General features: G+C 74.6%; 19 protein-coding genes, 1 pseudogene and 1 riboswitch. Of the genes and pseudogenes, 10 read left to right on the top strand and 10 right to left on the bottom strand.

All coding sequences use genetic code 11. The features are described 5' to 3' along the window. Positions 1 to 35: 35 nt before the first annotated feature. From J2S58_RS07925 to menC, 5 genes are all read left to right on the top strand, one after another. Positions 36 to 434 carry a DUF4229 domain-containing protein gene (locus J2S58_RS07925; RefSeq protein WP_205255857.1) on the top strand — a complete coding sequence of 133 codons (399 nt, stop codon included), beginning with the start codon at positions 36 to 38 and terminating at the stop codon, positions 432 to 434. 114 nt (positions 435 to 548) lie between these two features. Next, a complete protein-coding gene (cds1, locus tag J2S58_RS07920; protein ID WP_205256068.1) occupies positions 549 to 1,685 on the top strand; it encodes an L-cysteine desulfhydrase Cds1 in 1,137 nt (378 codons plus the stop codon). 38 nt (positions 1,686 to 1,723) lie between these two features. Then, complete coding sequence (locus J2S58_RS07915; RefSeq protein ID WP_205256069.1) at positions 1,724 to 2,836, top strand: M20 family metallopeptidase; 1,113 nt, start codon at positions 1,724 to 1,726, stop codon at positions 2,834 to 2,836. Next, positions 2,833 to 3,807: a hypothetical protein gene (locus J2S58_RS07910; RefSeq protein WP_205255858.1), complete on the top strand. Its 975-nt coding sequence runs from the start codon at positions 2,833 to 2,835 to the stop codon at positions 3,805 to 3,807. The genes J2S58_RS07915 and J2S58_RS07910 overlap by 4 nt, the downstream gene beginning before the upstream one ends. Then, positions 3,804 to 4,964 (top strand): o-succinylbenzoate synthase, encoded by a 1,161-nt coding sequence (gene menC / locus J2S58_RS07905; RefSeq protein ID WP_205255859.1) that lies wholly within the window; start codon positions 3,804 to 3,806, stop codon positions 4,962 to 4,964. Before J2S58_RS07910 ends, menC begins: the two co-directional genes overlap by 4 nt. An 11-nt stretch (positions 4,965 to 4,975) precedes the next feature. Here menC and J2S58_RS07900 read toward each other — a convergent pair whose 3' ends face one another. Beyond that, the gene (locus J2S58_RS07900) at positions 4,976 to 6,223 is read right to left on the bottom strand and encodes a PucR family transcriptional regulator (RefSeq protein ID WP_240188471.1); all 1,248 of its coding nucleotides are present in this window, start codon (positions 6,221 to 6,223) and stop codon (positions 4,976 to 4,978) included. 122 nt (positions 6,224 to 6,345) lie between these two features. Here J2S58_RS07900 and J2S58_RS07895 point away from each other — a divergent pair, with 122 nt between their 5' ends. Together J2S58_RS07895 and J2S58_RS07890 are read left to right on the top strand one after the other, a co-directional pair. Further along, positions 6,346 to 7,449 carry a ferredoxin reductase gene (locus tag J2S58_RS07895; protein ID WP_370881837.1) on the top strand — a complete coding sequence of 368 codons (1,104 nt, stop codon included), beginning with the start codon at positions 6,346 to 6,348 and terminating at the stop codon, positions 7,447 to 7,449. A gap of 70 nt (positions 7,450 to 7,519) precedes the next feature. After that, positions 7,520 to 8,713, top strand: a complete 1,194-nt coding sequence (locus J2S58_RS07890) for a fatty acid desaturase family protein (protein WP_205255862.1) — start codon at positions 7,520 to 7,522, stop codon at positions 8,711 to 8,713. Between the two features lie 41 nt (positions 8,714 to 8,754). On the opposite strand, the gene J2S58_RS07885 is transcribed toward J2S58_RS07890, so the two are convergent. From J2S58_RS07885 to thiO, 6 genes are all read right to left on the bottom strand, one after another. Continuing rightward, positions 8,755 to 9,378 (bottom strand): hypothetical protein, encoded by a 624-nt coding sequence (locus tag J2S58_RS07885; RefSeq protein ID WP_205255863.1) that lies wholly within the window; start codon positions 9,376 to 9,378, stop codon positions 8,755 to 8,757. Positions 9,379 to 9,448: 70 nt separating this feature from the next. Beyond that, entirely contained in the window at positions 9,449 to 10,720 is a 1,272-nt protein-coding gene (locus J2S58_RS07880; RefSeq protein WP_205255864.1) for an NADH:flavin oxidoreductase/NADH oxidase, read from the bottom strand. 153 nt (positions 10,721 to 10,873) lie between these two features. Then, positions 10,874 to 11,746, bottom strand: a complete 873-nt coding sequence (locus J2S58_RS07875; RefSeq protein WP_205255865.1) for a 1,4-dihydroxy-2-naphthoate polyprenyltransferase — start codon at positions 11,744 to 11,746, stop codon at positions 10,874 to 10,876. A 75-nt stretch (positions 11,747 to 11,821) separates the two neighbouring features. Next, positions 11,822 to 12,628 carry a thiazole synthase gene (gene thiG, locus J2S58_RS07870; protein WP_205255866.1) on the bottom strand — a complete coding sequence of 269 codons (807 nt, stop codon included), beginning with the start codon at positions 12,626 to 12,628 and terminating at the stop codon, positions 11,822 to 11,824. Positions 12,629 to 12,705: 77 nt separating this feature from the next. Next, the gene (gene thiS / locus J2S58_RS07865; RefSeq protein ID WP_205255867.1) at positions 12,706 to 12,933 is read right to left on the bottom strand and encodes a sulfur carrier protein ThiS; all 228 of its coding nucleotides are present in this window, start codon (positions 12,931 to 12,933) and stop codon (positions 12,706 to 12,708) included. Next, complete coding sequence (gene thiO, locus J2S58_RS07860) at positions 12,930 to 13,997, bottom strand: glycine oxidase ThiO (RefSeq protein WP_205255868.1); 1,068 nt, start codon at positions 13,995 to 13,997, stop codon at positions 12,930 to 12,932. The genes thiS and thiO overlap by 4 nt, the downstream gene beginning before the upstream one ends. Next, a riboswitch (TPP riboswitch) is annotated at positions 13,985 to 14,096 on the bottom strand. Its footprint overlaps the gene before it by 13 nt. On the opposite strand from thiO, the pseudogene J2S58_RS19185 reads away from it, so the two are divergent. From J2S58_RS19185 to J2S58_RS07850, 3 genes and pseudogenes are all read left to right on the top strand, one after another. Then, positions 14,070 to 14,722: pseudogene (locus J2S58_RS19185) on the top strand (thiamine phosphate synthase); the annotation flags it as partial. Its footprint overlaps the riboswitch before it by 27 nt. 113 nt (positions 14,723 to 14,835) lie before the next feature. Then, a complete protein-coding gene (locus tag J2S58_RS07855) occupies positions 14,836 to 15,795 on the top strand; it encodes a serine/threonine dehydratase (RefSeq protein ID WP_306827578.1) in 960 nt (319 codons plus the stop codon). A 58-nt stretch (positions 15,796 to 15,853) separates the two neighbouring features. Then, positions 15,854 to 17,197, top strand: coding sequence for a Kelch repeat-containing protein (locus J2S58_RS07850; protein WP_205255869.1), 1,344 nt, complete (start codon positions 15,854 to 15,856; stop codon positions 17,195 to 17,197). A gap of 80 nt (positions 17,198 to 17,277) precedes the next feature. Here J2S58_RS07850 and J2S58_RS07845 read toward each other — a convergent pair whose 3' ends face one another. The 3 genes from J2S58_RS07845 to menE are packed head-to-tail and all read right to left on the bottom strand — an operon-like array spanning position 17,278 to position 19,711. Beyond that, entirely contained in the window at positions 17,278 to 17,949 is a 672-nt protein-coding gene (locus tag J2S58_RS07845; protein WP_205255870.1) for a class I SAM-dependent methyltransferase, read from the bottom strand. Then, positions 17,946 to 18,530 carry a mismatch-specific DNA-glycosylase gene (locus J2S58_RS07840; RefSeq protein WP_205255871.1) on the bottom strand — a complete coding sequence of 195 codons (585 nt, stop codon included), beginning with the start codon at positions 18,528 to 18,530 and terminating at the stop codon, positions 17,946 to 17,948. Before J2S58_RS07840 ends, J2S58_RS07845 begins: the two co-directional genes overlap by 4 nt. Continuing rightward, a complete protein-coding gene (gene menE, locus J2S58_RS07835) occupies positions 18,527 to 19,711 on the bottom strand; it encodes an o-succinylbenzoate--CoA ligase (RefSeq protein WP_306827574.1) in 1,185 nt (394 codons plus the stop codon). The genes J2S58_RS07840 and menE overlap by 4 nt, the downstream gene beginning before the upstream one ends. Position 19,712: the final 1 nt, after the last annotated feature.

The following is a 19,712-nucleotide window of genomic DNA, read 5'->3' as shown; positions in this document are numbered from 1 at the left end:
GTTCGTCGAAGCGCCCGGCGCCTATCCTGGAGGACGTGTCCGGACCCCTGCCGCCCGATCGTCCCGTCCCGTCCGCCGAGCGCGTCCCGACCGGCGGGTTCGAGGGATACGCCGCCGCGGCGGACGGTGTCGCCGGGGCGGACCGCCCGGATGCGGCGGACGGGGCGGCCGGGCCGCCGGCCCACCTCGGTCGGGACCTGGCGATCTACACCGCGCTGCGCTTCGTGATGATCGCGGTGCTCACCGGCATCCTGACCCTCTTCATGCCGCTGGTCGTCGCGCTGATGTTCGCGATCATCATCCAGCTGCCGCTGGCCTGGCTGATCTTCGCCCGGCAGCGCCGCAAGGTGAACGAGGCGGTCGCCACGGCGTCGGCGTCCCGCCGTCGGCACCGTCAGGAGCTGCGCGAGGCTCTCGAGGGCGGCCGGGACTGATCCGGCCGGACCCACCGATCCTCCCGGCGCGTGCTCCCGGTCCCGGCACGTGACGGCGGGACAACCCCACCTGGATACCCTCCGGGAATGCAGCGCGAGCCGGTGTCCCTCGACATGTCCGCCCCGGCCAGGGTCGTCGGGCCACCGGGTGAGGCCCGGTCGGTCGACCGGTTCGACGGCGAGGACCGCGCCTGGGTGGCCCGGTCGGTCCGGCTCATCGAGGCCGACTCGCAGCGCAGCGCCGACACCCATCTGCTGCGTTTCCCGCTCCCCGCGGTCCCGGGCATCGACCTGTACCTGAAGGACGAGTCGACCCACCCGACGGGCTCGCTCAAGCACCGGCTGGCCCGCTCGCTGTTCCTCTACGCCCTCTGCAACGGATGGCTCACCCCGGGGACGACGGTCGTGGAGTCCTCCAGTGGGTCGACGGCGGTCTCCGAGGCGTACTTCGCCCGGCTGATCGGGCTGCCGTTCGTGGCCGTGATGCCGGCCCGGACCTCGCCGGAGAAGATCGCGCTGATCCAGTCCCAGGGCGGTCAGTGCCATCTGGTCGAGGACCCGGCCGCCATCTACGACCGCTCCCGGCAGCTGGCCGCGGAATGCGGCGGGCACTACATGGACCAGTTCACCCACGCCGAGCGGGCCACCGACTGGCGCGGCAACAACAACATCGCCGAGTCGATCTTCGCCCAGCTGCGGCTGGAGCCCCATCCCGTGCCCGAGTGGGTGGTCATCGCCGCCGGCACGGGGGGCACCAGCGCGACCATCGGCCGCTACCTGCGCTACCGCGGCCACCAGACCCGGCTGTGCGTGCCCGATCCGGAGGGTTCGGTGTTCCTGGACGCCTATCGTGAGGGTGACCCGTCGGTGGTGGGTGCCGGGTCCCGGATCGAGGGCATCGGCCGCCCCCGGGTCGAGCCGTCGTTCGTGGGGCAGGCCATCGACCGGATGATGCGGGTGCCCGATGCCGCTTCGGTGGGCACCATGCGCGAGGCCGGTGCCGTGCTCGGCCGCCGCGTGGGGCCGTCCACCGGGACCAACCTCTGGGCCTGCTTCGAACTCATCGCCCAGATGCGCGACCAGGGCGTCCGGGGGTCGGTGGTCACCCTGCTGTGCGACGGGGGCGAGCGGTACGCCGGCACGTACTACGACGACGACTGGGTCGCCGCCCAGGGGTGGGACCTCGCCGGACCCCGCCGCACCGTCCGGGACTTCCTGGCCACCGGCGCCTGGCCGCGGGACCGCCGGTGACCGCCCTGCTGGCCGCCACCCGCGCCCTGCTCCCGGCCATGACGGCGGACGTCCTGGCGCTCGTCGGCTGCGAGTCCCCGTCGCACGACCGGGCGGCGGTCGCCCGCAGCGCCGACCTGATCACCACGACGGGCACCCGCCTGGTCGGGGTGCCGCCGGAGCGGATCGAGCGGGACGGCCGGATCCATCTGCGCTGGCGGTTCGGCGCCGGTCCGCGCCGGGTGGTCGTCCTGGCGCACCACGACACCGTCTGGCCGATCGGATCGCTGGCCACCCACCCCGCCCAGGTGCGGGACGGCGTGCTGCGGGGGCCGGGCGGCTTCGACATGAAGACCGGGATCGTGCAGGCGCTCACCGCGATCGGGTTGCTCGCCGACGGGCGGCCCGACCGGCTGGACGGGCTGTCCCTGCTGGTCACCGCGGACGAGGAGATCGGTTCGCCCACGTCGCGCGAACTGATCGAGACCGAGGCGGCCGGCTGTGCGGCGGCCTTCGTGCTCGAGGCGGCCGGCCCGGACGGCGCCCTGAAGACGGGCCGCAAGGGGACGTCCTGGTATCACCTGCGGATCACCGGCCGCGCGGCGCACGCCGGTCTGGAGCCCGAACGCGGCGCGAACGCCGGCATCGAGCTGGCCCGGCAGATCCTGTCGGTGGTGGAGTTCGCCGACCCTGCCGCCGGGACGACGGTCACCCCGACCACCGCGTCGGCCGGTTCCACGGCCAACACCGTCCCAGCCACCGCCGGGCTGGACATCGACGTCCGGGTGTGGACGGTGGCCGAGCAGCACCGGGTGGACCGCGCGATGCAGGCCGTCGCCGCGACCGTGCCCGGCTGTTCGGTGGTGGTCGAGGGCGGCATCAATCGGCCGCCGATGGACCCGGCGTCCGGCGCCGGGCTCTTCGAACGGGCCCGGACGCTGGCCGGGACGCACGGTCTGGGCGAGCTCGCCGCGATGAGCGTGGGTGGCGGCTCGGACGGCAACTTCACCGCCGGCATCGGCGTGCCCACCCTGGACGGGCTGGGGGCCTGCGGCGGCGGGGCGCACGCCGACGACGAGCACGTCCTGCTCGAGGCTCTGCCCGGGCGCACCGCCCTGCTGGTCGCCCTGCTCGCCGACCAGCTGGGACTCGCGCTGCCGGGGACCCCGTGAACCCGACGCCGGACCCGGTCGAACCTCGGGCCACCGCGGCGGCCGCGGCGGACCGGGCGGGCGTGCAGGTCCGGGAGCTCGACGGGCTGGCCGAGTTCGTCGCCGCCGCCGACCTGCTGGACGTGGTGTGGGGCCGGCGCCCCGAGGACCCGCCGGAGTTCAGCCCGGCGCTGATGGTCGCGATGCGGCACGCCGGCAACTACCTGTCCGGGGCGTGGGCCGGCGGCGGGCTGGTCGGCGTGAGCGTCGGGTTCCTCGGCCGGGACGCCGACGGGTCGACGGTGCACTCCCACATCACCGGCATGCTGCCCGGCCACCCGGGAGGCGGGGCCGCGCTGAAGTGGCACCAGCGGGCCTGGGCGCTGGACCGCGCCATCACCCGGGCCACCTGGACGTTCGACCCGCTGATCGCCCGGAACGCGTTCTTCAACCTCGAACGCCTCGGCGTGGACATGGCCGCCTACCTCGTCGACCACTACGGCCCGATGAACGACGAGCTGAACCGCGGCCAGCCCACCGATCGGATCGCCGCCGTCTGGAACCTGACGGGTGACCGGGTCCGGGCCGCGGCCGCGGCGGTGTCCGCGGGCAGGGCGGGCACGGATGGTTCGACGGGGGCGGCGGATCCGGATGCGGGAGCCCTGGCCGCGCTGGGGGCCCGGGTGCCGTTGCGGGTCGGACCGGACGGGACGCCGGAGATCGGCGCCCCGGTCCCGCCGTTCGCCGCCGCTGATCCCTCCATCACGGCCGACGTGCTCATCGGCATCCCGCCCGACATCGAGGACGTGCGCCGCCGCGACCCGCAGCTGGCGTCGGTCTGGCGGCTCGCGCTGCGTCGCGCCTTGCGTCCGCTGCTGGCCTCGGACCGGCTGCGCGTCGAGGGCTTCCTGCGATCCGGGTGGTACCTGGCCCGGACCGTCGGCGCTGCCCGCACCACCCCGGCTGCACCGTCGACCTGGAGGACCCCGTGAAGATCACCGGTGTGGAGCTGCGCACGGTGCGCATGCCCCTGGTCAGCCCGTTCACCACCTCCTTCGGCACCGAGACGGACCGGTTGGCGGTCCTGGTCCGGGTGGTCGGCAAGGCCGGCCGGCCGCACTCGCAGCCCGTCGAGGTGCAGGGCTGGGGTGAGTGCGTGGCCATGGAGCGGCCGCTGTACAGCTTGGAGTACGCGGCCGGCGCACTGGAGGTGATGCGGCGCTTCCTGGTGCCGGTGCTGTTCGGCCAGGGCCCGACCGGGCTCGGCCCCGACGGCGAGATCACCGCGGAACGGGTCGCCGCCCTGCTGGAGCACGTGGTGGGCCACCGGATGGCCAAGGCGGCGGTGGAGATGGCCGTGTTGGACGCGCAGCTGCGGGGCACCGGGCAGTCCCTCGGCGGGTACCTGGGCGCCGAGCGGCACCGGGTCCCGGCCGGGGTGTCCGTCGGGGTGCAGCCCTCGATCCGCGAGCTGATCGACGTCGTCGGCGACTACCTGGCCCAGGGGTACCTGCGCATCAAGCTCAAGATCCGGCCGGGCTGGGACGTCGACCCGGTGGAGGCGGTGCGGGAGCGGTTCGGCGACCGGGTGGCCCTGCAGGTGGACGCGAACGCGGCGTACACGCTGGCCGATGCGCGCATCCTGCGCCGGCTCGACGCGTTCGACCTGCTGCTCATCGAGCAGCCGCTGGCCGAGGACGACATCCGTCAGCACGCCGAGCTGGCCAGGCTGATCAGCACGCCGATCTGCCTGGACGAGTCGATCGTCTCCGCCCGTGCCGCCGCCGACGCCATCGCGCTGGGCGCCGCGCAGGTGATCAACATCAAGGCCGGCCGGGTCGGCGGCTACCTCGAGGCCCGCCGGGTGCACGACCTCTGCCGCGCCGGCGGGATCGCCGTGTGGTGCGGCGGGATGCTGGAGACCGGGCTGGGCCGGGCGGCCAACGCGGCGTTGGCCGCGCTGCCCGGGTTCACCCTGCCCGGTGACGTGTCGGCCTCCGACCGCTTCTACGCACGGGACATCACCACCCCGTTCGTGCTGGCGGACGGGCACATCACCGTGCCCACCGGCCCCGGGCTCGGCGTCGCCCCGATCCAGGACGTGCTGGACGCGGTGACGGTGGACAGCACCTGGCTGCAGCCGGACTGAGCCGGGCGGGTTCAGTCCGGTCGGCCGGGATCGGCCCGGGTGGGGTCGGTCCGGGTTCCGTCCGTCGGGTCGGCCGGGGTGACCAGCAGGGCGATGATCAGGGCGGCCACCTCGGCCGGGTCCTCCAGGCGCCCGCCGAAGTGCTCGCGGAGCTGGCTCACCCGGTAGCGGACGGTCTGCGGATGGATGTGCAGCGCGGCGGCGATGTCCTCGCGCCGGCCCTGGTGCAGCAGCCACGCGCGCAGGGTCTCGGTGAGCCGGGCGGCGGTGGTGGGGCGCAGGCCGGCGAGCGGGGCCAGGGCGCGGGCGCGCAGATCGGCCAGCGCGGCCGGGTCGGCGCCGACCACGAGCTCGGCCAGGTGGTCGTCGGTGTCGCACACCCCGGTGGTCAGCGGGAGGCCGAGTCGCCGGGCCCGCAGCGCGCGCAGGTACGACACCCGGGCCTGCTCCCACGGTCGGGCCGGCCCGACGTAGGCGTTCCGCCGGGCCAGCGATCGCAGCACGGCCGGCCGGCGGTGGTCCACGGCGTCGGGGACGAGCAGCACGCTGAGCTCGGCCTGTTCGTCGTCGCGCAGGTCCGGGGCCTCGTCCACCCGGAGCGGGTGACCGTCCAGGGCGGCGGCGGCCCGGGCGGCGTCGGTGGTGGGGAGCAGGACGGCGGAGAAGGTCGCGGGCGGGTGCCAGTCGGCCCGGGTGGCCCGTTCGGCCAGTCGGTCGGCGGACTCACCGGTGAGCAGGCCCAGTGCTAGCTGGGTCAGGTGACGGTCCCGGACCCGGCCGGTGGTGGACAGCTCGTCGGCGTGGCCCGCCGCACTGGCCGCGGAGAGACTGTCGATGTAGGCGAAGACCAGCTCGGCGAACCGGGCGATACCGCTCGCGGGCACGCCGGTGTCCAACGCGGTCCGGGAGAACTCTCGCCAGGCCTCGCGTGCGCCGACCCGGTAGGCGGTGAGCAGGGCGTCCATCGTTCGGCCGCCACGCGCCTCCCCCCGGCCGAGGTCGTAGGCGCCGGCCAGGGCGGGGCTGGTGGCGTTGCGGCCGCCGGCGGCCGGGGTCGGTTCGACGGCCAGCCGGAGGAATCCGCGCAGGGCCAGGGCGACCGCCGAGGTGATGCTGGCGCCGAGCGGACCGGCCAGGGCGTTGCGGTAGGCGGGTACGTCCGCGGTGATGGCCTGGACCGTGCGGGCGGCCAGTTCGGGCAGGCGGCCGAGGATGAGCGCGACGGTCGCCCGGTCCAGCAGCACGTCCGGTGTCGCCATGGGTGACGACTCAGCGCCGCTGCGTACAGAGGGTGGTGGCATTTGTTCTCCCGGAACAGTTCGGGCCGGAACGTTCACGTGCTGCGGTCATGAAAAGTATCCCCCGGAACAGGAATGGTGAGGTGATGAGCAGTGAACCGGGAGCAGGCACGCGCGCCTCGCTCCGCCGACGCCTGTGGACGGTGGCCGACAGCCTGGCCTCTCCCCGCAAGGCGGCGGACTACCTCGACATGTTCCGTCCGATGCGGCGGGGCGCCGACCTGCGCGCCCGCGTCATGGAGGTGCGCGACGAGGTACAGGACGCGGTGACCGTCGTGCTGCGTCCGGGTGTCGACTGGCGGGGGCACCTGCCCGGCCAGTACGTCCGCATCGGCATCGACGTCGACGGCATCCGCCGCTGGCGCTCCTACTCCATCACCTCCACCCCGGCGATCCCGCGATCCTCCGAGGGCGAGGCCACCCTCTCGGTGACGGCCAAGGCGGTGCCGGGCGGGCTGGTGACCAACCATCTCGCGCAGGAGCTGCAGGTCGGCGATCTGGTCCACCTCGACCAGGCCTGCGGCACCTTCGTGCTGCCCGACCCGGTGCCGCGCAAGCCGCTGTTCATCACCGCCGGCAGCGGCATCACCCCGGTCGTCGGCATGCTGCGGTCGGGTCTGGACCGGCTCCGCGACGCCGTCCTGCTGCACTCCGACCGCACCCCGGGCGACGTGCTGTTCGGCCCCGAGCTGCGCGGGTTGGCGGCGGCCGGCAAGGTCCGGCTGATCGAGAACCACACCGACGCCGACGGCCGGCTGGACATGGCCGCCATCACCGAGCTGGTGCCCGATCTCGCCGAGCGACAGACCTGGGCCTGCGGCCCGGCGGGCCTGCTCGACGCCATCGAGGAGCACTGGGCCGAGCTGGGCATCGCCGAGCAGCTGCACACCGAACGCTTCCGCACCGCGCGGGCCGAGCCCGGCCAGGGCGGAACCGTCCGGTTCGGGTCCGGCACCGAGATCGCCGTCGACGGGTCCACCGCCCTGCTGGACGCCGGGGAGCAGGCCGGTCTGCTGCTCCCGTCCGGCTGCCGCATGGGCATCTGCTTCTCGTGCGTGCTCCCGCTGCGCGAGGGTGCCGTCCGCGACCTGCGCAGCGGCGAGCTGACCATCGCCTCCCCCGGCGACGGCGTGCTCGTCCAGACCTGCGTGTCGGCCGCGGCCGGCGCCTGCCAGATCGACCTCTGACCAGATCCGTCCAGCCCGTCTGCGATCAGTACCGGGACCGAACCACCGATCACAGGAGAACCCGCCCTTCATGACCGTGCTGCAGAAGAAGTCCGACAACCCGATCGCGCACCTGTCCGCGGACGACATCGACGAGATCGGTCGCCGTCTGGACGCCATCCGCGCCGAGGTCATCGCCGCGCGCGGAGCGTCCGACGCGGCCTACATCCGCCGGGTGATCGGCGTCCAGCGCACGCTCGAGCTGGGTTCCCGGGCCGTCCTGCTGTTCTCGAAGTTCCCGCCCGCGTGGTTCCTCGGGACGGCCGGGCTGTCCGTGGCCAAGATCCTGGAGAACATGGAGATCGGGCACAACATCATGCACGGCCAGTGGGACTGGATGCGGGACGAGAAGATCCACTCCACCACCTGGGAGTGGGACAACGCCTCCCCGTCCGAGCAGTGGAAGCACTCCCACAACGATCTGCACCACACGTACACCAACGTGATCGGCCGCGACAACGATCTCGGATACGGCATCATGCGGGTCGACGAGGACCAGCGCTGGGTCCCGATGTACCTGGCCCAGCCGCTCTGGAACTTCGTCAACGCCTGCTTCTTCGAGTACGGCATCGCCGCCTACGATCTCGAGCTCGGCAAGAACCTGTCCACGCCGAAGCGGCGCAACGACCCGGAGTTCCGGGCCCGCGGCCGGCAGGTGCTGCGCAAGATCCGCTCGCAGCTCCTCAAGGACTACGTGGTGCACCCCGCGCTGTCCGGCCCGTCCTTCGTGAGCACGATCGCCGCCAACGCGACGGCCAACTTCGTCCGCAACATCTGGACCCACTCGGTCATCATGTGCGGGCACTTCCCCGAGGGCGTCGAGACGTTCTCGCGCAGCTCCATCGAGGGCGAGACCCGCGGAGAGTGGTACCTGCGCCAGATGCTGGGCTCGGCCAACATCTCCGGCACCAGGGCCATGCACGTGATGACGGGCAACCTGAGCTACCAGATCGAACACCACCTGTTCCCGGACCTGCCGAGCAACCGGTACCACGAGATCGCCCCGAAGATCCGGCAGATCTTCCACGACTACCAGCTCACGTACACCACCGGCCCGCTGCCCAAGCAGGTCGCCTCGGCGTGGAGCAAGGTGTTCCGGCTGTCCCTGCCCAACGATTTCACCGCGACCCTGCGCACCGAGCCGAAGGTGGCGCTGAAGAGCCTGTTGGGTCGCCGTCGTCGTCCGACCCGTCGCCCGGCCGCACCGTTGTCCGCGGCCGCCTGACCGGTCCTGCGAGTCGTCCGCCCGTTGCTCCGAGCTCCTGCTCAGAGCAGCGGGCGGATCCGCATCCGGAGCCAGTCCAGGGCGTTGTCCTGATCGGCGATGAGGGCCCGGGTGACCAGCAGGTGGTCCGGGCGCAGCACCCACCCGCGCTTGCCGGCCACCGGCAGCACCGTGACCCGCAGGCGGAAGTCCGCCGGGGTGCCACCCCGCTCGTCCTCCAGGCCCTGGACCAGCCCGCCCAGCGCCCGCCACGGTCCGGACAGATCCCGGCGCCGGCGGGGGTCGTCGTGCAGGCCGTCGGTCCAGGCCTCGGCGTCCCACCAGTGGTGGCGCACCAGCTCGCGGAGCGCCGGGGAGCCGGCCAGGGCCGGGAAGGCCGGTGGCCGCAGGTCGCCGAAGCCGTCCTGCCCGCTGAGCAGCAGATGCGTCCACCACCCGGCCCACTGCTCGGACGCCGACGTGGGATCCACGGTCGGCGCCGGCCGCGACGTCCCGGACGGCCGACGGACCCACACCGGCCACACCGTCGCGGGTGGATCCAGTGCCGGGATCTCCGGCCGGATCTCCGGCCGCAGCCCGGCGACATCGCGCACGTACAGCGCGATCTGCAGGGCGGCGGGTTCGTCCAGCCGGATGCGCCAGCGGTCCCGGCCGGCGATGAGCATCGAACCATCGTGCCAGTCGGGGCACCGGGGCGGGCGGGATCGCTGTGCCCGCCCCCGGTGCCGCCGGCGGTCAGGCGACCTGGCGCTCCTCCTCGTCCGGGAGGTCGGCCGGGACGCCGTCCAGGGTGACCGCTCCCGGTTCGACCGGCGCCGTGCCGACCGTCAGGCCCTGGGTGGGCGTCGCGTTGGCGACCGGGGCCCCCGCGGTGTCCTCGCTGACCGCCGGGAAGCCGATCGACTCCTGGTCGGCGCGGAAGTTCCGCAGCCACCAGCCCCAGTCGTCCGGCACCAGGCCGAACGGGTTGTCGTAGCCCAGCTCGCGGGCGGCCCACACCGGCCAGTGCGGGTTGGACAGGGCCGGGCGGCCCAGGAACGCCAGGTCGATCAGCTCCTTCTGGATGACGTCGTCGGCGTTCTGCGGCTTGCCCAGGTTCCAGCTGGCGCCCACCGGGATGCCGACCTCGCGGCGCACCCGGTTCGCCCGCTCGACGAAGGCGCCCGGGGTGTTGAAGATGTTCTCCCGCATGTCGTCGGTGTTCCCGCCGAACGAGAGGTCGGCCAGGTCCAGGCCGTGCTCCTTCATCCAGCCGATGGCGACGACCGAGTCGTCGAACTGGGTGCCCTCGGGGTTCAGGTCGTCCGAGCCGAGCCGCATCGTCAGGGGGATGCGGTCGGGCAGCACGGCCTTGACGGCGTCGAGCGCCTCGAGGTGGAACCGGGCGCGGTTCTCCAGGGACCCGCCGTAGGCGTCGGTACGGGTGTTGGCCAGCGGGGAGAAGAACTCCGCGCCGAGATAGCCGTGCGCGTAGTGCATCTCGATCCACTCGAACCCGACCTCGACGGCCCACTTCGCGCTCTGCGCGTAGCTGGCGTAGATGTCCTGGATCTCGGCGATGGTGAGGGCCTCGGGTGCGTACGGGAGGTCACCGCCGTAGGCGATGGCGGACGGCGCCTTGGTCTGCCAGCCGTTCGGGTGGTCCGGCGGCAGCATGTACCCGCCCTCCCAGGGTGTGACGACGCTGCCCTTGCGGCCGGTGTGACCGAGCTGGATCGCGGCGACGCCGCCCATCGACTTGATGATCGAGCAGACCCGCTCCAGCCCCTCGAGCTGGCTCTCGTCGTAGATGCCGCCGCAGCTGACCGTCGTGCGGCCGTCGGGGGTGATGGCGAGCTGCTCGGGGAAGACGAGACCGAAGCCGCCGGCGGCCCGGGCCCCGAGATAGGAGACGTGGTAGTCGTCCATCTTGCCGTCGACGGAGCGGTACATCGTCATGGGGGACATGACGATCCGATTGCGCAGGGTGACGCCCTTGAGGGTGAAGGGCGAGAACAGATTGGGCATCGAATGCCTTTCGACGGGAGGACACGAGCGCCGGGGGAGCGATGGACAGCAGTCCACCAGCGGTCCTGATCGCGCCCGTTTCCCGATCGTTGCGCTCGAGTCACCTTCTGCTCACGCTGCGGCGGCGTCGCCCGTGAGGGTCGCGCCCGGGGGTCAGCGGGAGAGGACGAGGCCCAGGGTGAGCAGGGCGGCGTAGACGATCTCGAGCCGCCCGGTCGCGCCCAGCACGACGATCAGGTCGCGCCCACGCCCGCCCCGGAGCACCGTGCGGACGGGCGGCCAGGCCAGGGGCAGGGCCAGCAGGGCGAGCAGCGCCCAGGGCTGGCGGATGCCGATGATCGCGGCGGCCAGGAACGCGCCGCCGAGCATCAGGGCGTACACCCGCCGGGCGGCCACCTCGCCGAGCCGGACGGCCAGTGTCCGCTTGCCGACCTCGCCGTCGGTGTGCACGTCGCGCAGGTTGTTGACCATGAGCAGGGCGCAGGCCAGCAGGCCGACGCCGACGGCCCCGAGGACGGCGGCCGAACTCACCGTGCCGGCCATCGCGAACGTCGTGCCGAGCACGGCGACCAGGCCGAAGAACACGAAGACGAAGACCTCACCCAACCCGCGGTATCCGTAGGGGCGGGACCCGCCGGTGTAGAACCACGCGGCCAGCACGCTGACCGCGCCGACCGGGACGAGCCACCACGAGCTGACCGCGGCCAGGACCAGCCCGGCCAGCCCGGCCACCGCGAAGCATCCGAACGCCGCGAGCTTGACCGCCCGGGGTTCGGCGGCGCCGGAGCCGACCAGCCGCATCGGGCCGACCCGCACGGTGTCGGTTCCGCGGACCCCGTCGGAGTAGTCGTTGGCGTAGTTGACCCCGACCTGCAGGGCGAGGGACACCAGCAGGGCGAGCAGGCCGCGGCCGAGGGAGAACGCCCCCAGGGCGGCGGCCGCACCCGAGCCGATCAGCACCGGGGCGACGGCGGCCGGGAGTGTGCGGGGACGGGAGGCGGACAGCCACTGGGTACTCGTTGCCACGTGCACTGACCCTACGGGGCCGGTCGCCACGGGCCGAAACCTGCGATCCCGGTCACGGCCCGGCCGGCGGTCGGGTCAGGACAGGGCGGGGGAGGACGCGTGCGCCCAGAACCGGCGCGGGATCCGCCCGGCCAGGCGCGCGTCCCGGCCGGCCCGGACCCCGGCGGCCATCGCCCGGGCCATCCGGACGGGGTCGTCGGCCCGGGTCACCGCGGTGGCCAGCAGCACCGCGTCGCAGCCCAGCTCCATGGCCAGTGCGGCGTCGCTGGCCGTGCCGATCCCGGCGTCCAGCACCACCGGCACCTGCGCCTGGCTGACGATCAGCTCCAGCGCGTGCGGGTTGGAGATGCCGAGCCCGGACCCGATCGGAGAACCCAGCGGCATGACGGCGGCGCACCCGACGTCCTGCAGGCGCCGGGCGATCACCGGGTCGTCGGTGGTGTACGGCAGGACGACGAACCCGTCGTCGACGAGCCGCTCGGCCGCCCGGACCAGCTCGACCACGTCGGGCCACAGGGTCTGCTCGTCGGCGATGACCTCGAGCTTGACCCAGTGGGTCTCCAGCGCCTCCCGGGCCAGCTGCGCGGTGAGCACGGCCTCGGCGGCGCCTCGGCAGCCGGCGGTGTTCGGCAGCACGGCGATGCCCTGGTCACGCAGCACCTGCAGCACGCCGCTGCGGCCGGCCGCGTCCACCCGGCGCAGGGCCACCGTGGTCAGCTCGGTGCCCGAGGCGAGCAGGGCGTCCGCGAGGACCTGCTGGCTGGGCGCGCCCCCGGTTCCCATGATCAGCCGGGAGGTGAACGTCCGCCCCGCGATGGTCAGCGGATCGTCGCCGTCGGCCGCGGTGGGGGCGGCGGAGGTGTGGGACGTGCTGGTGGTCATCTCGCTCCTGGTCGGGGCCGGTGGTGAGCAGGGGTGGGCAGCGGTGGGTCGGGCAGCGGTGGATCGGGCAGCGGCGGTCAGCCGCCGGGGACGGCGGACAGCACGTCCACGACGGCCCCGTGGGGCAGCGGGCGCCGCCAGCCGGCCCGGGGGGCGACCGATCCGTTCACCGCGACGGCGAGCCCGTCGGGGTGCAGACCCAGCAGGCCGAGCAGGGTCTCGACCGTGCAGGCCGACGGCACGGTGCGGGCGGCACCGTTCACCGTGATGGCGTTGCCGGTCGGGTCGGGGTGCTGCGGGGTCATGCGAACCTCCCGGGTGCGGCGGCGGCCAGGGCCGGCAGCGGCTCGCCGGCCAGTTCGGCCAGGACGGCGTCGGCGGTGATGGGGGCGAGCAGGATGCCGTTGCGGCCGTGCCCGGTGGCCAGCACGGTGCGGGCGTCGACGCGGCCGATGAGCGGGAGCCCGTCCGGGGTCATCGGTCGCGACCCCGCGATGACCTCGGCGAACTCGAACTCGGCCAACCCCGGTAGGACGGCGGTGGCGTCGTCGAGCAGATCCCGCACGCCGCCGACGGTCACCGTGGTCTCGTGGCCGGTCTCCCACTGGGTCGCGCCGACGACGAGACCGTCGTCGCGGGGGACGAGGTAGACGTGCCGACCGTGGGCCAGCGCGCGGACGGTGTGGGTGGGCGGTGGGAGGGCGCCCGGGCGGTGATGGAGCCGGACGATCTCGCCCTTCACCGGGCGGACCGGCAGGCCGGGCAGGACGTCGGCGACCCGGGCGCCGGCGGCCAGCACGATCTGGTCGGCGTCCAGCGCGGTGAGGGCGGCCGGGTCGGCGACCGGTGCGGCGACGTGCACGACGCCGGCCCGCTCGCCGGCCGCCTGCAGGGCGCCCAGCAGGGCCCGGTTGTCCACGGCCAGGTCCCCGGGCACGGACAGCCCGCGCCGGATCCCCGGGGCCAGGCCGGGTTCGGCGTCGCGCAGTGCGTCGGCGTGCAGGGTGGCGACCTGCCGACCGCGGGCGGTGAGCCACTGCACGAGGTGGTCGAGTTCGCTGCGGTCGCCGGGGTCCAGCCCGACGACGAGGGTGCCCTGGGTCCGCAGCCCGGCCGGCCGGCCGGCCGCGGCGGACAGTTCGGTGGCGAAGTCCGGCCAGCGCTCCAGGGACAGCGAGCCCAGGTCCTGGGCCGCCTCCTCGCCCGGTCGGCCCTCGGTGACCGGGGCGAGCATGCCGCCGGCCACCCAGGACGAGCCACGGCCCGGGTCCGGGTCGTGCACGGTGACGTGGTGTCCGGCATCGGCCGCCCGCCAGGCCACGGTCAGCCCGATGACCCCGCCGCCGACGATCGCGAGTCGCATCCGCATCTCCTCCCTGCGCCGGCATGATCCGGATCAGGTTCGACGGTCGGGGCGCCCGCGCCCCCTCTCAGCCCCGCGATGCCCGGGACTCCCGTGGTGTGTGCCGACCACTCTAGGCGCCGGTGTGTCCGGCAGGCGTGGGGCCCGCGTTACCGTCCCCGGGTGACCGCAGATCTCCCCACCCGTGCCACCCGCCTCGCCCGTCTGGCCGACACCCGGCTCTACCTGTGTACCGACGCCCGCCGCGAGCACGGCGACCTGGCCGCCTTCGCCGAGGCCGCGCTGGCCGGCGGGGTCGGTGCGATCCAGTTGCGCGACAAGGGTTCTGCCGGTGAGCGCAGGTTCGGCGCGTTGGAGGCCCGGGAGGAGCTCGCTGCCCTGGCCGTGCTGCGGGACGCCTGCCGTCGGCACGGCGCGCTGCTCAGCGTGAACGACCGGGCCGACCTGGCCGTGGCCGCCGGCGCGGACATCCTGCACGTCGGTCAGGACGACCTGCCCGTCCCGGTGGCGCGCGGGTTCGTCGGCCCGGAGATGCTGATCGGGTTGTCCAGCCACGACGTCGACCAGGCGGCGGCCGCCGCCGCGGATCCGGACGTGGACTACTTCTGCACCGGCCCGTGCTGGCCCACCCCGACCAAGCCGGGCCGACCCGCCCCCGGGCTCGACCTGGTCCGCGCGGTGGCCGCCGCCACCCCGCCCGCCCTTGGTTCGCCATCGGCGGCATCGACGGGGACCGACTCCCGCAGGTGCGCGAGGCCGGAGCGGACCGCGTCGTGGTCGTCCGGGCCATCACCGCGGCCGACGACCCGCGCGCGGCCGCCGCGGCACTGCTGGCCGGGCTGCGGTGAGCGGGACCGACGTGCTCACCGACGCCGACGTCCGGGCCGCCGCCGGCCGCATCGCCGGCATGGTGCGCCCGGTGACGGTCGCCCCGACCGGGCCGGACGGGGTCGGGACGGCCGGCGAGGTGGTCCTGGCGCTGGAGTACCTGCAGCTGACGGGCAGCTTCAAGGCCCGCGGGGCGGCGAACTTCCTCCTCGCGCACCGCGACGCCGGGACGCTGCCGGCGGCCGGGGTGACCATCGCGTCCGGCGGCAACGCCGGGCTCGCCTGCGCCTGGGCGGCACGCGAGGTGGGGACGAGCGCGACCGTGTTCGTCCCGACGACGGCCCCGGCGGTGAAGGTCGACCGGCTGCGGACGCTGGGCGCGGACGTGCGCCTGGTGGGCCGGGAGTATGCCGAGGCCCTGGTCGCCTGTCACGGGTTCGCCACCGACAGCGGTGCGCTCGCCTCCCACGCCTACGACCATCCGCTCATCGCCGCCGGCGCCGGCACCCTGGTACCCGAGATCGCCGACCAGGTCGACGGTCTGGACACCGTGGTCGTCTCGGTGGGCGGCGGCGGGCTGTTCAGCGGGGTGGCCGCGGCCGCCGCCGCCCGTGGCATCCGGGTGGTGGCGGTGGAGCCGCGGGGCAGCAGTGCCCTGCACGCCGCGCTGGCCGCCGGTGGGCCCGTGGACGTCGCCGTCGACTCCGTCGCGGGCGACTCGCTGGGTGCCCGCCGGGCCTCGGCCATGGCGGTCGACCTGGCCCGGGCCGGTGACGTGGTGCCCGTGCTGGTCGACGACGCGGACATCGTCGCCACCCGCCGGATGCTGTGGGAGACCCGGCGCATCGCCGTCGAGCACGGTGCCGCCACCGCCCTGGCCGGTCTGCTCACCGCCGGTGGGTACCGGCCCCGGGACGACGAGCGGGTGGCCGTGGTGCTCTGCGGGGCGAACACCGACCCGGCCACGCTGCGCTGAGACCCGGGAGCGCCCGAACCACTGCAACCGATCGAGGGTCGTCCGCCGTCCTGCTGTCATGGGGACGCGGTCCGGGACGGGCGTCGCGCTGCTGGCGACCACGCTGCTGCTGCTCGGTGCCGCGGGCTGCGGCGACAGTGCGGCACGCGACGGGGTGTCGTCGGCGGCGTCGAGCACGGCCGGACCCCCGCCCGCATCGCCGCCGGGATCCGGTGACCACGACGAGCCCCCTCCGCGCGGCCCGGCTCCGTCGGGGTCCGCGCTCGACCGGGCCACCTGGTCGGAGTTGCCGGAGGCGCCCATCGCGGGCCGGCGGTCCGCCGCCGCCGCGTGGACCGGGACGGAGATGCTGGTGTGGGGCGGGACCGCCGACTTCCAGCAGTCCTTCGCCGACGGGGCCGCCTACGACCCCGCCGCCCGGACCTGGCGCACCCTGCCCGCGTCGCCGTTGTCCGCCCGCGTGCCCGGCACCTCGCTGTGGACGGGGAACGCGTTCTTCGTCTGGGGTGGGACGCCCGACGGTGATGGTGCCCTGTACGACCCGCGGTCGAACAGCTGGACGGCGGTGCCGGGGTTGCCGGCCGGCCCCACCGCGGACGCCGTGTCGGTGTGGACCGGTTCGGAGATCCTGCTCTTCCCGTACGACCCGGGCGACGGCACCCGGACCACCGGCGTCCAGGGATGGGCGTGGGTCCCCGGGCAGACCCGGTGGACCGCACTGCCGGAGCTGGTCCTGCCGACCGGTCATCCCGCCCTCAAGCTCACGGCGGTCATGGCCGGGGATGTCCTGTACCTGTGGTCCGCCTGGAGCCGGACGGACGACACCAGTGCGAGCACCCCGGGCCGGATGTCCTCCACCACCGTGAGCGGGATCGACACCTTCCGGTTCTCCTCTGTCGGAGCGCCGGGCTGGGCGGCGGCCCCGGAGGTGATGGGGACCCGCGACGGGCTCGACAGTGTCATCTGGACGGGGCAGGAACTGGTGCTGACCGCCGCCCCGGAATGGCTGCCTCGGAGTGCCGGCCCACCGCGACCCTCCCGACCGGGACGGCGGTACACCCCGGCGAATGGCGCCGGCGGGGCCGTGGCCGTCGGGCCCCTGGACGACACGACGACGCAGCAGCTGTGGGCCGGTGACCGGCTGATCGCCGTCGATGCGCCGGGCTGGTGGCGGATCCTGTCCGGTACCCCCGCGCCGGCAGCCGGATCGGCGGCGGCCTGGGATCCGGCCACCGACAGCTGGACGCCGCTGGCCACGGCCCCGTCGAGCTCGTCGGGACACGGGGTGGCGGCGGTCTGGACCGGGACGAGTCTGGTGCTCTGGGGTCTGCTGACCTCCGATCCGCCGAGCGCGCAGTGCATTCGGTTCCACGGCGCGGGCCTGCAGCTGGCGGCCGGATGAGCGTGGCGGGCCGGCGTCGATCGCCCCGGGCGAGCTCGGTGGGTGCGGCAGGACTGTCCACCGTCCGCAGGTCGACGGGATCAGGCCGGGCGTTCCCACACCAGCGCGTACCGCCAGAACAGCAACCGCCGCACCCGGGCCCCGGGTAGCACTGCGCGAGCGGCCCGACGTACCTCGCGCAGGGCGAGGGGCGCGGCCGCCGTGGGCATGCCGTCGTCGTCGTCGGCGGCCTGTTCGACGGCCAGGCGATGGTCCCGGCCGGTCAGCCGCTGACGCAGCAGCAACCCGGCGGCGACGGCCCGGTGCGCGGCGGCGGCGAGAAGCTGGACGGCCAGATCCCGGCGCAGGTCGGATCGGGGGAGCGCGATCAGGACGAGCCGCCCGCCCGGCCGGAGCGAACCCGCTGCCGCCGTGAGGGTCTCGGTCAGGGGCAAATGGTGCAGGACGGCGACCGAGCAGATCGCGTCGTAGGTGTCCGGATGGGCGAGCAGATGGGTCACCGCATCCGCCTGGAGCCAACGCACGGGGGAGCTCTGCCGACGGGCAACCCGGACCATGGCCGAATCGCGGTCGACGGCGTCCACGGTGGGACGGGACGGCAGGGCGGCGAGGCGCCGGGCCAGCGTCCCGCGTCCACAGCCCAGGTCCAGCACCCGCCGGGTGTCCGGGGGCAGCCGGCGTTCGACGAACGGGTGGTACCAGGCGTTGTGGCTCCACGCCGGCAGGCCGGGTCCGGTCGGGCGGCCGCTCACCCCGGTACCACCCCGGCGGCGACGGCCGCCGCCCGATAGGCCCGGGCCAGGCTGTCCGCGGTCTCGTGGGCGTTGAGCCCGCTGGGGTTGGGCAGCACCCAGAGTTCGGCGCCGGCCAGGTCGACGTCCTGCCGGCCGGCCTTCGCGCGGGGGCGGGCGAACGCCTGCCGGTACGCGGTCAGGCCGAGCACGGCGACCACCGCGGGCCGGGTCCGGGCCACCAGGGCGGTGAGCGAAGTGGCGCCCTCCCGCAGCTGTTCGGCGGTCAGCTCGTCGGCGCGGGCGGAGGCGAACGGCACCAGATTGCTGATGCCGACACCCTTGTCGACCAGCTGGCCCAGGTCGGCCGGGTCCATGCCGGCGGAAGCGTCGACGAGGTGGCCGGTGATGCCGGCGCGGTACAACGCCGGCCAGAAGCGGTTCCCGGCCCGGGCGAAGTGGGCGTTCACCGCCGCCGTCCAGAGACCGGGGTTGATGCCGACGAACAGCAGCCGCAGCCCTGGCCCGACGAGGTCGTCGACCCGCGCGCCGTGGAAGGCCTTCAGCTGATCCCGGGTGAACCGGGGGCGGGTGGGCGTCACCGGTCGGCGAGGGCGAGCAGGGCGACGCGGTCCGGCTTGCCCGGCCCGCGCACCGGCAGGGAGTCGAGCACCACGATCTGTCGGGGCAGCAGGGCCGCGGCCAGCCCCTGCCCGCGCAGCAGCTCCCGCAGTTCGTCCAAGGTGGGCAGGGCGCGGCTGCCGTCGGGCACCAGGACGGCGCAGACCCGTTGTCCCCATTCGGGATCGGGCGGGCCGACCACGGCGGCGGCGGCCACCCCGGGCAGGCTCGCCAGGGCGTCCTCCAGGACGACCGGCGGCACCTTCAGCCCGCCGGTGAGGATCATGTCGTCCATCCGTCCCAGCACGTGCAGCTCCCCGTCGACGATCTCGCCGCGGTCGTTGGTGCGGTGCGTGCCGGGGCGGGGGAAGGCCGGGTCGGCCGGGCGGCCGTGGTACCCGCGGGCCACCATCGGTCCGGTGAGCAGCACCCGCCCGTCCGGGTCCACTTCGGTGCGCACCCCGGCGAGCGGGCGACCGTCGTACACGCAGCCGCCGCAGGTCTCGGTCATCCCGTAGGTCAGGTGCAGTCGCACCCCCGCTGCCCGCGCGCGCCCGGCGAGCACCGGCGGGGTGGCCGCCCCGCCGACCAGGACGGCGTCGAATCCGGCCAGGGCCGCAGTGGCCTCGGGATCGAGCAGGATGCGGGTCAGCTGCGTCGGTACCAGCGAGACGTACCGGCGGGACCCGGACATGGCGGTCACCGCGGCGGCGAAACGGGCAGCGGTGAAGGGCATGTCGACGTCCAGCACGGTGAGTCCGGTGCCGGCTCCGGCCGCCCGCAGGAGCACCTGCAGCCCGGCGATGTGGTGGGCGGGCAGAGCCAGCAGCCAGTCGCCCGGCCCGCCCAACCGCTCCTGGGTGGCCCGGGCCGAGGCGAGCAGCGCCGACGGCGGCAGCAACACCCCGGAGGCGCCGCCGGTCGACCCGGAGGTGGGGACGACCAGCACGGTGGGGTCGTCCGGGTCGTCCTCGGTGGCGGCCAACGGGTCACCGAGGCCGATGCCGGCCGGCAGCGGGGGAGCGGCCGCGGTACGGGTCGACGCCGGCACCGGGAACCAGGCCGGCCCCCGCCCGGCGAGGGCCTCGGCCAGGGTGGGCAGCAGGTCCCGGACGGCGTCCCCCGACGGCACAGGCAGGGGCAGCAGCAGGCGCTGCGCCACG

This window comes from Nakamurella flavida, assembly GCF_030811475.1.
Taxonomy (GTDB): Bacteria; Actinomycetota; Actinomycetes; order Mycobacteriales; family Nakamurellaceae; genus Nakamurella; species Nakamurella flavida.
This window is presented reverse-complemented; position numbering and strand designations above follow the sequence as displayed.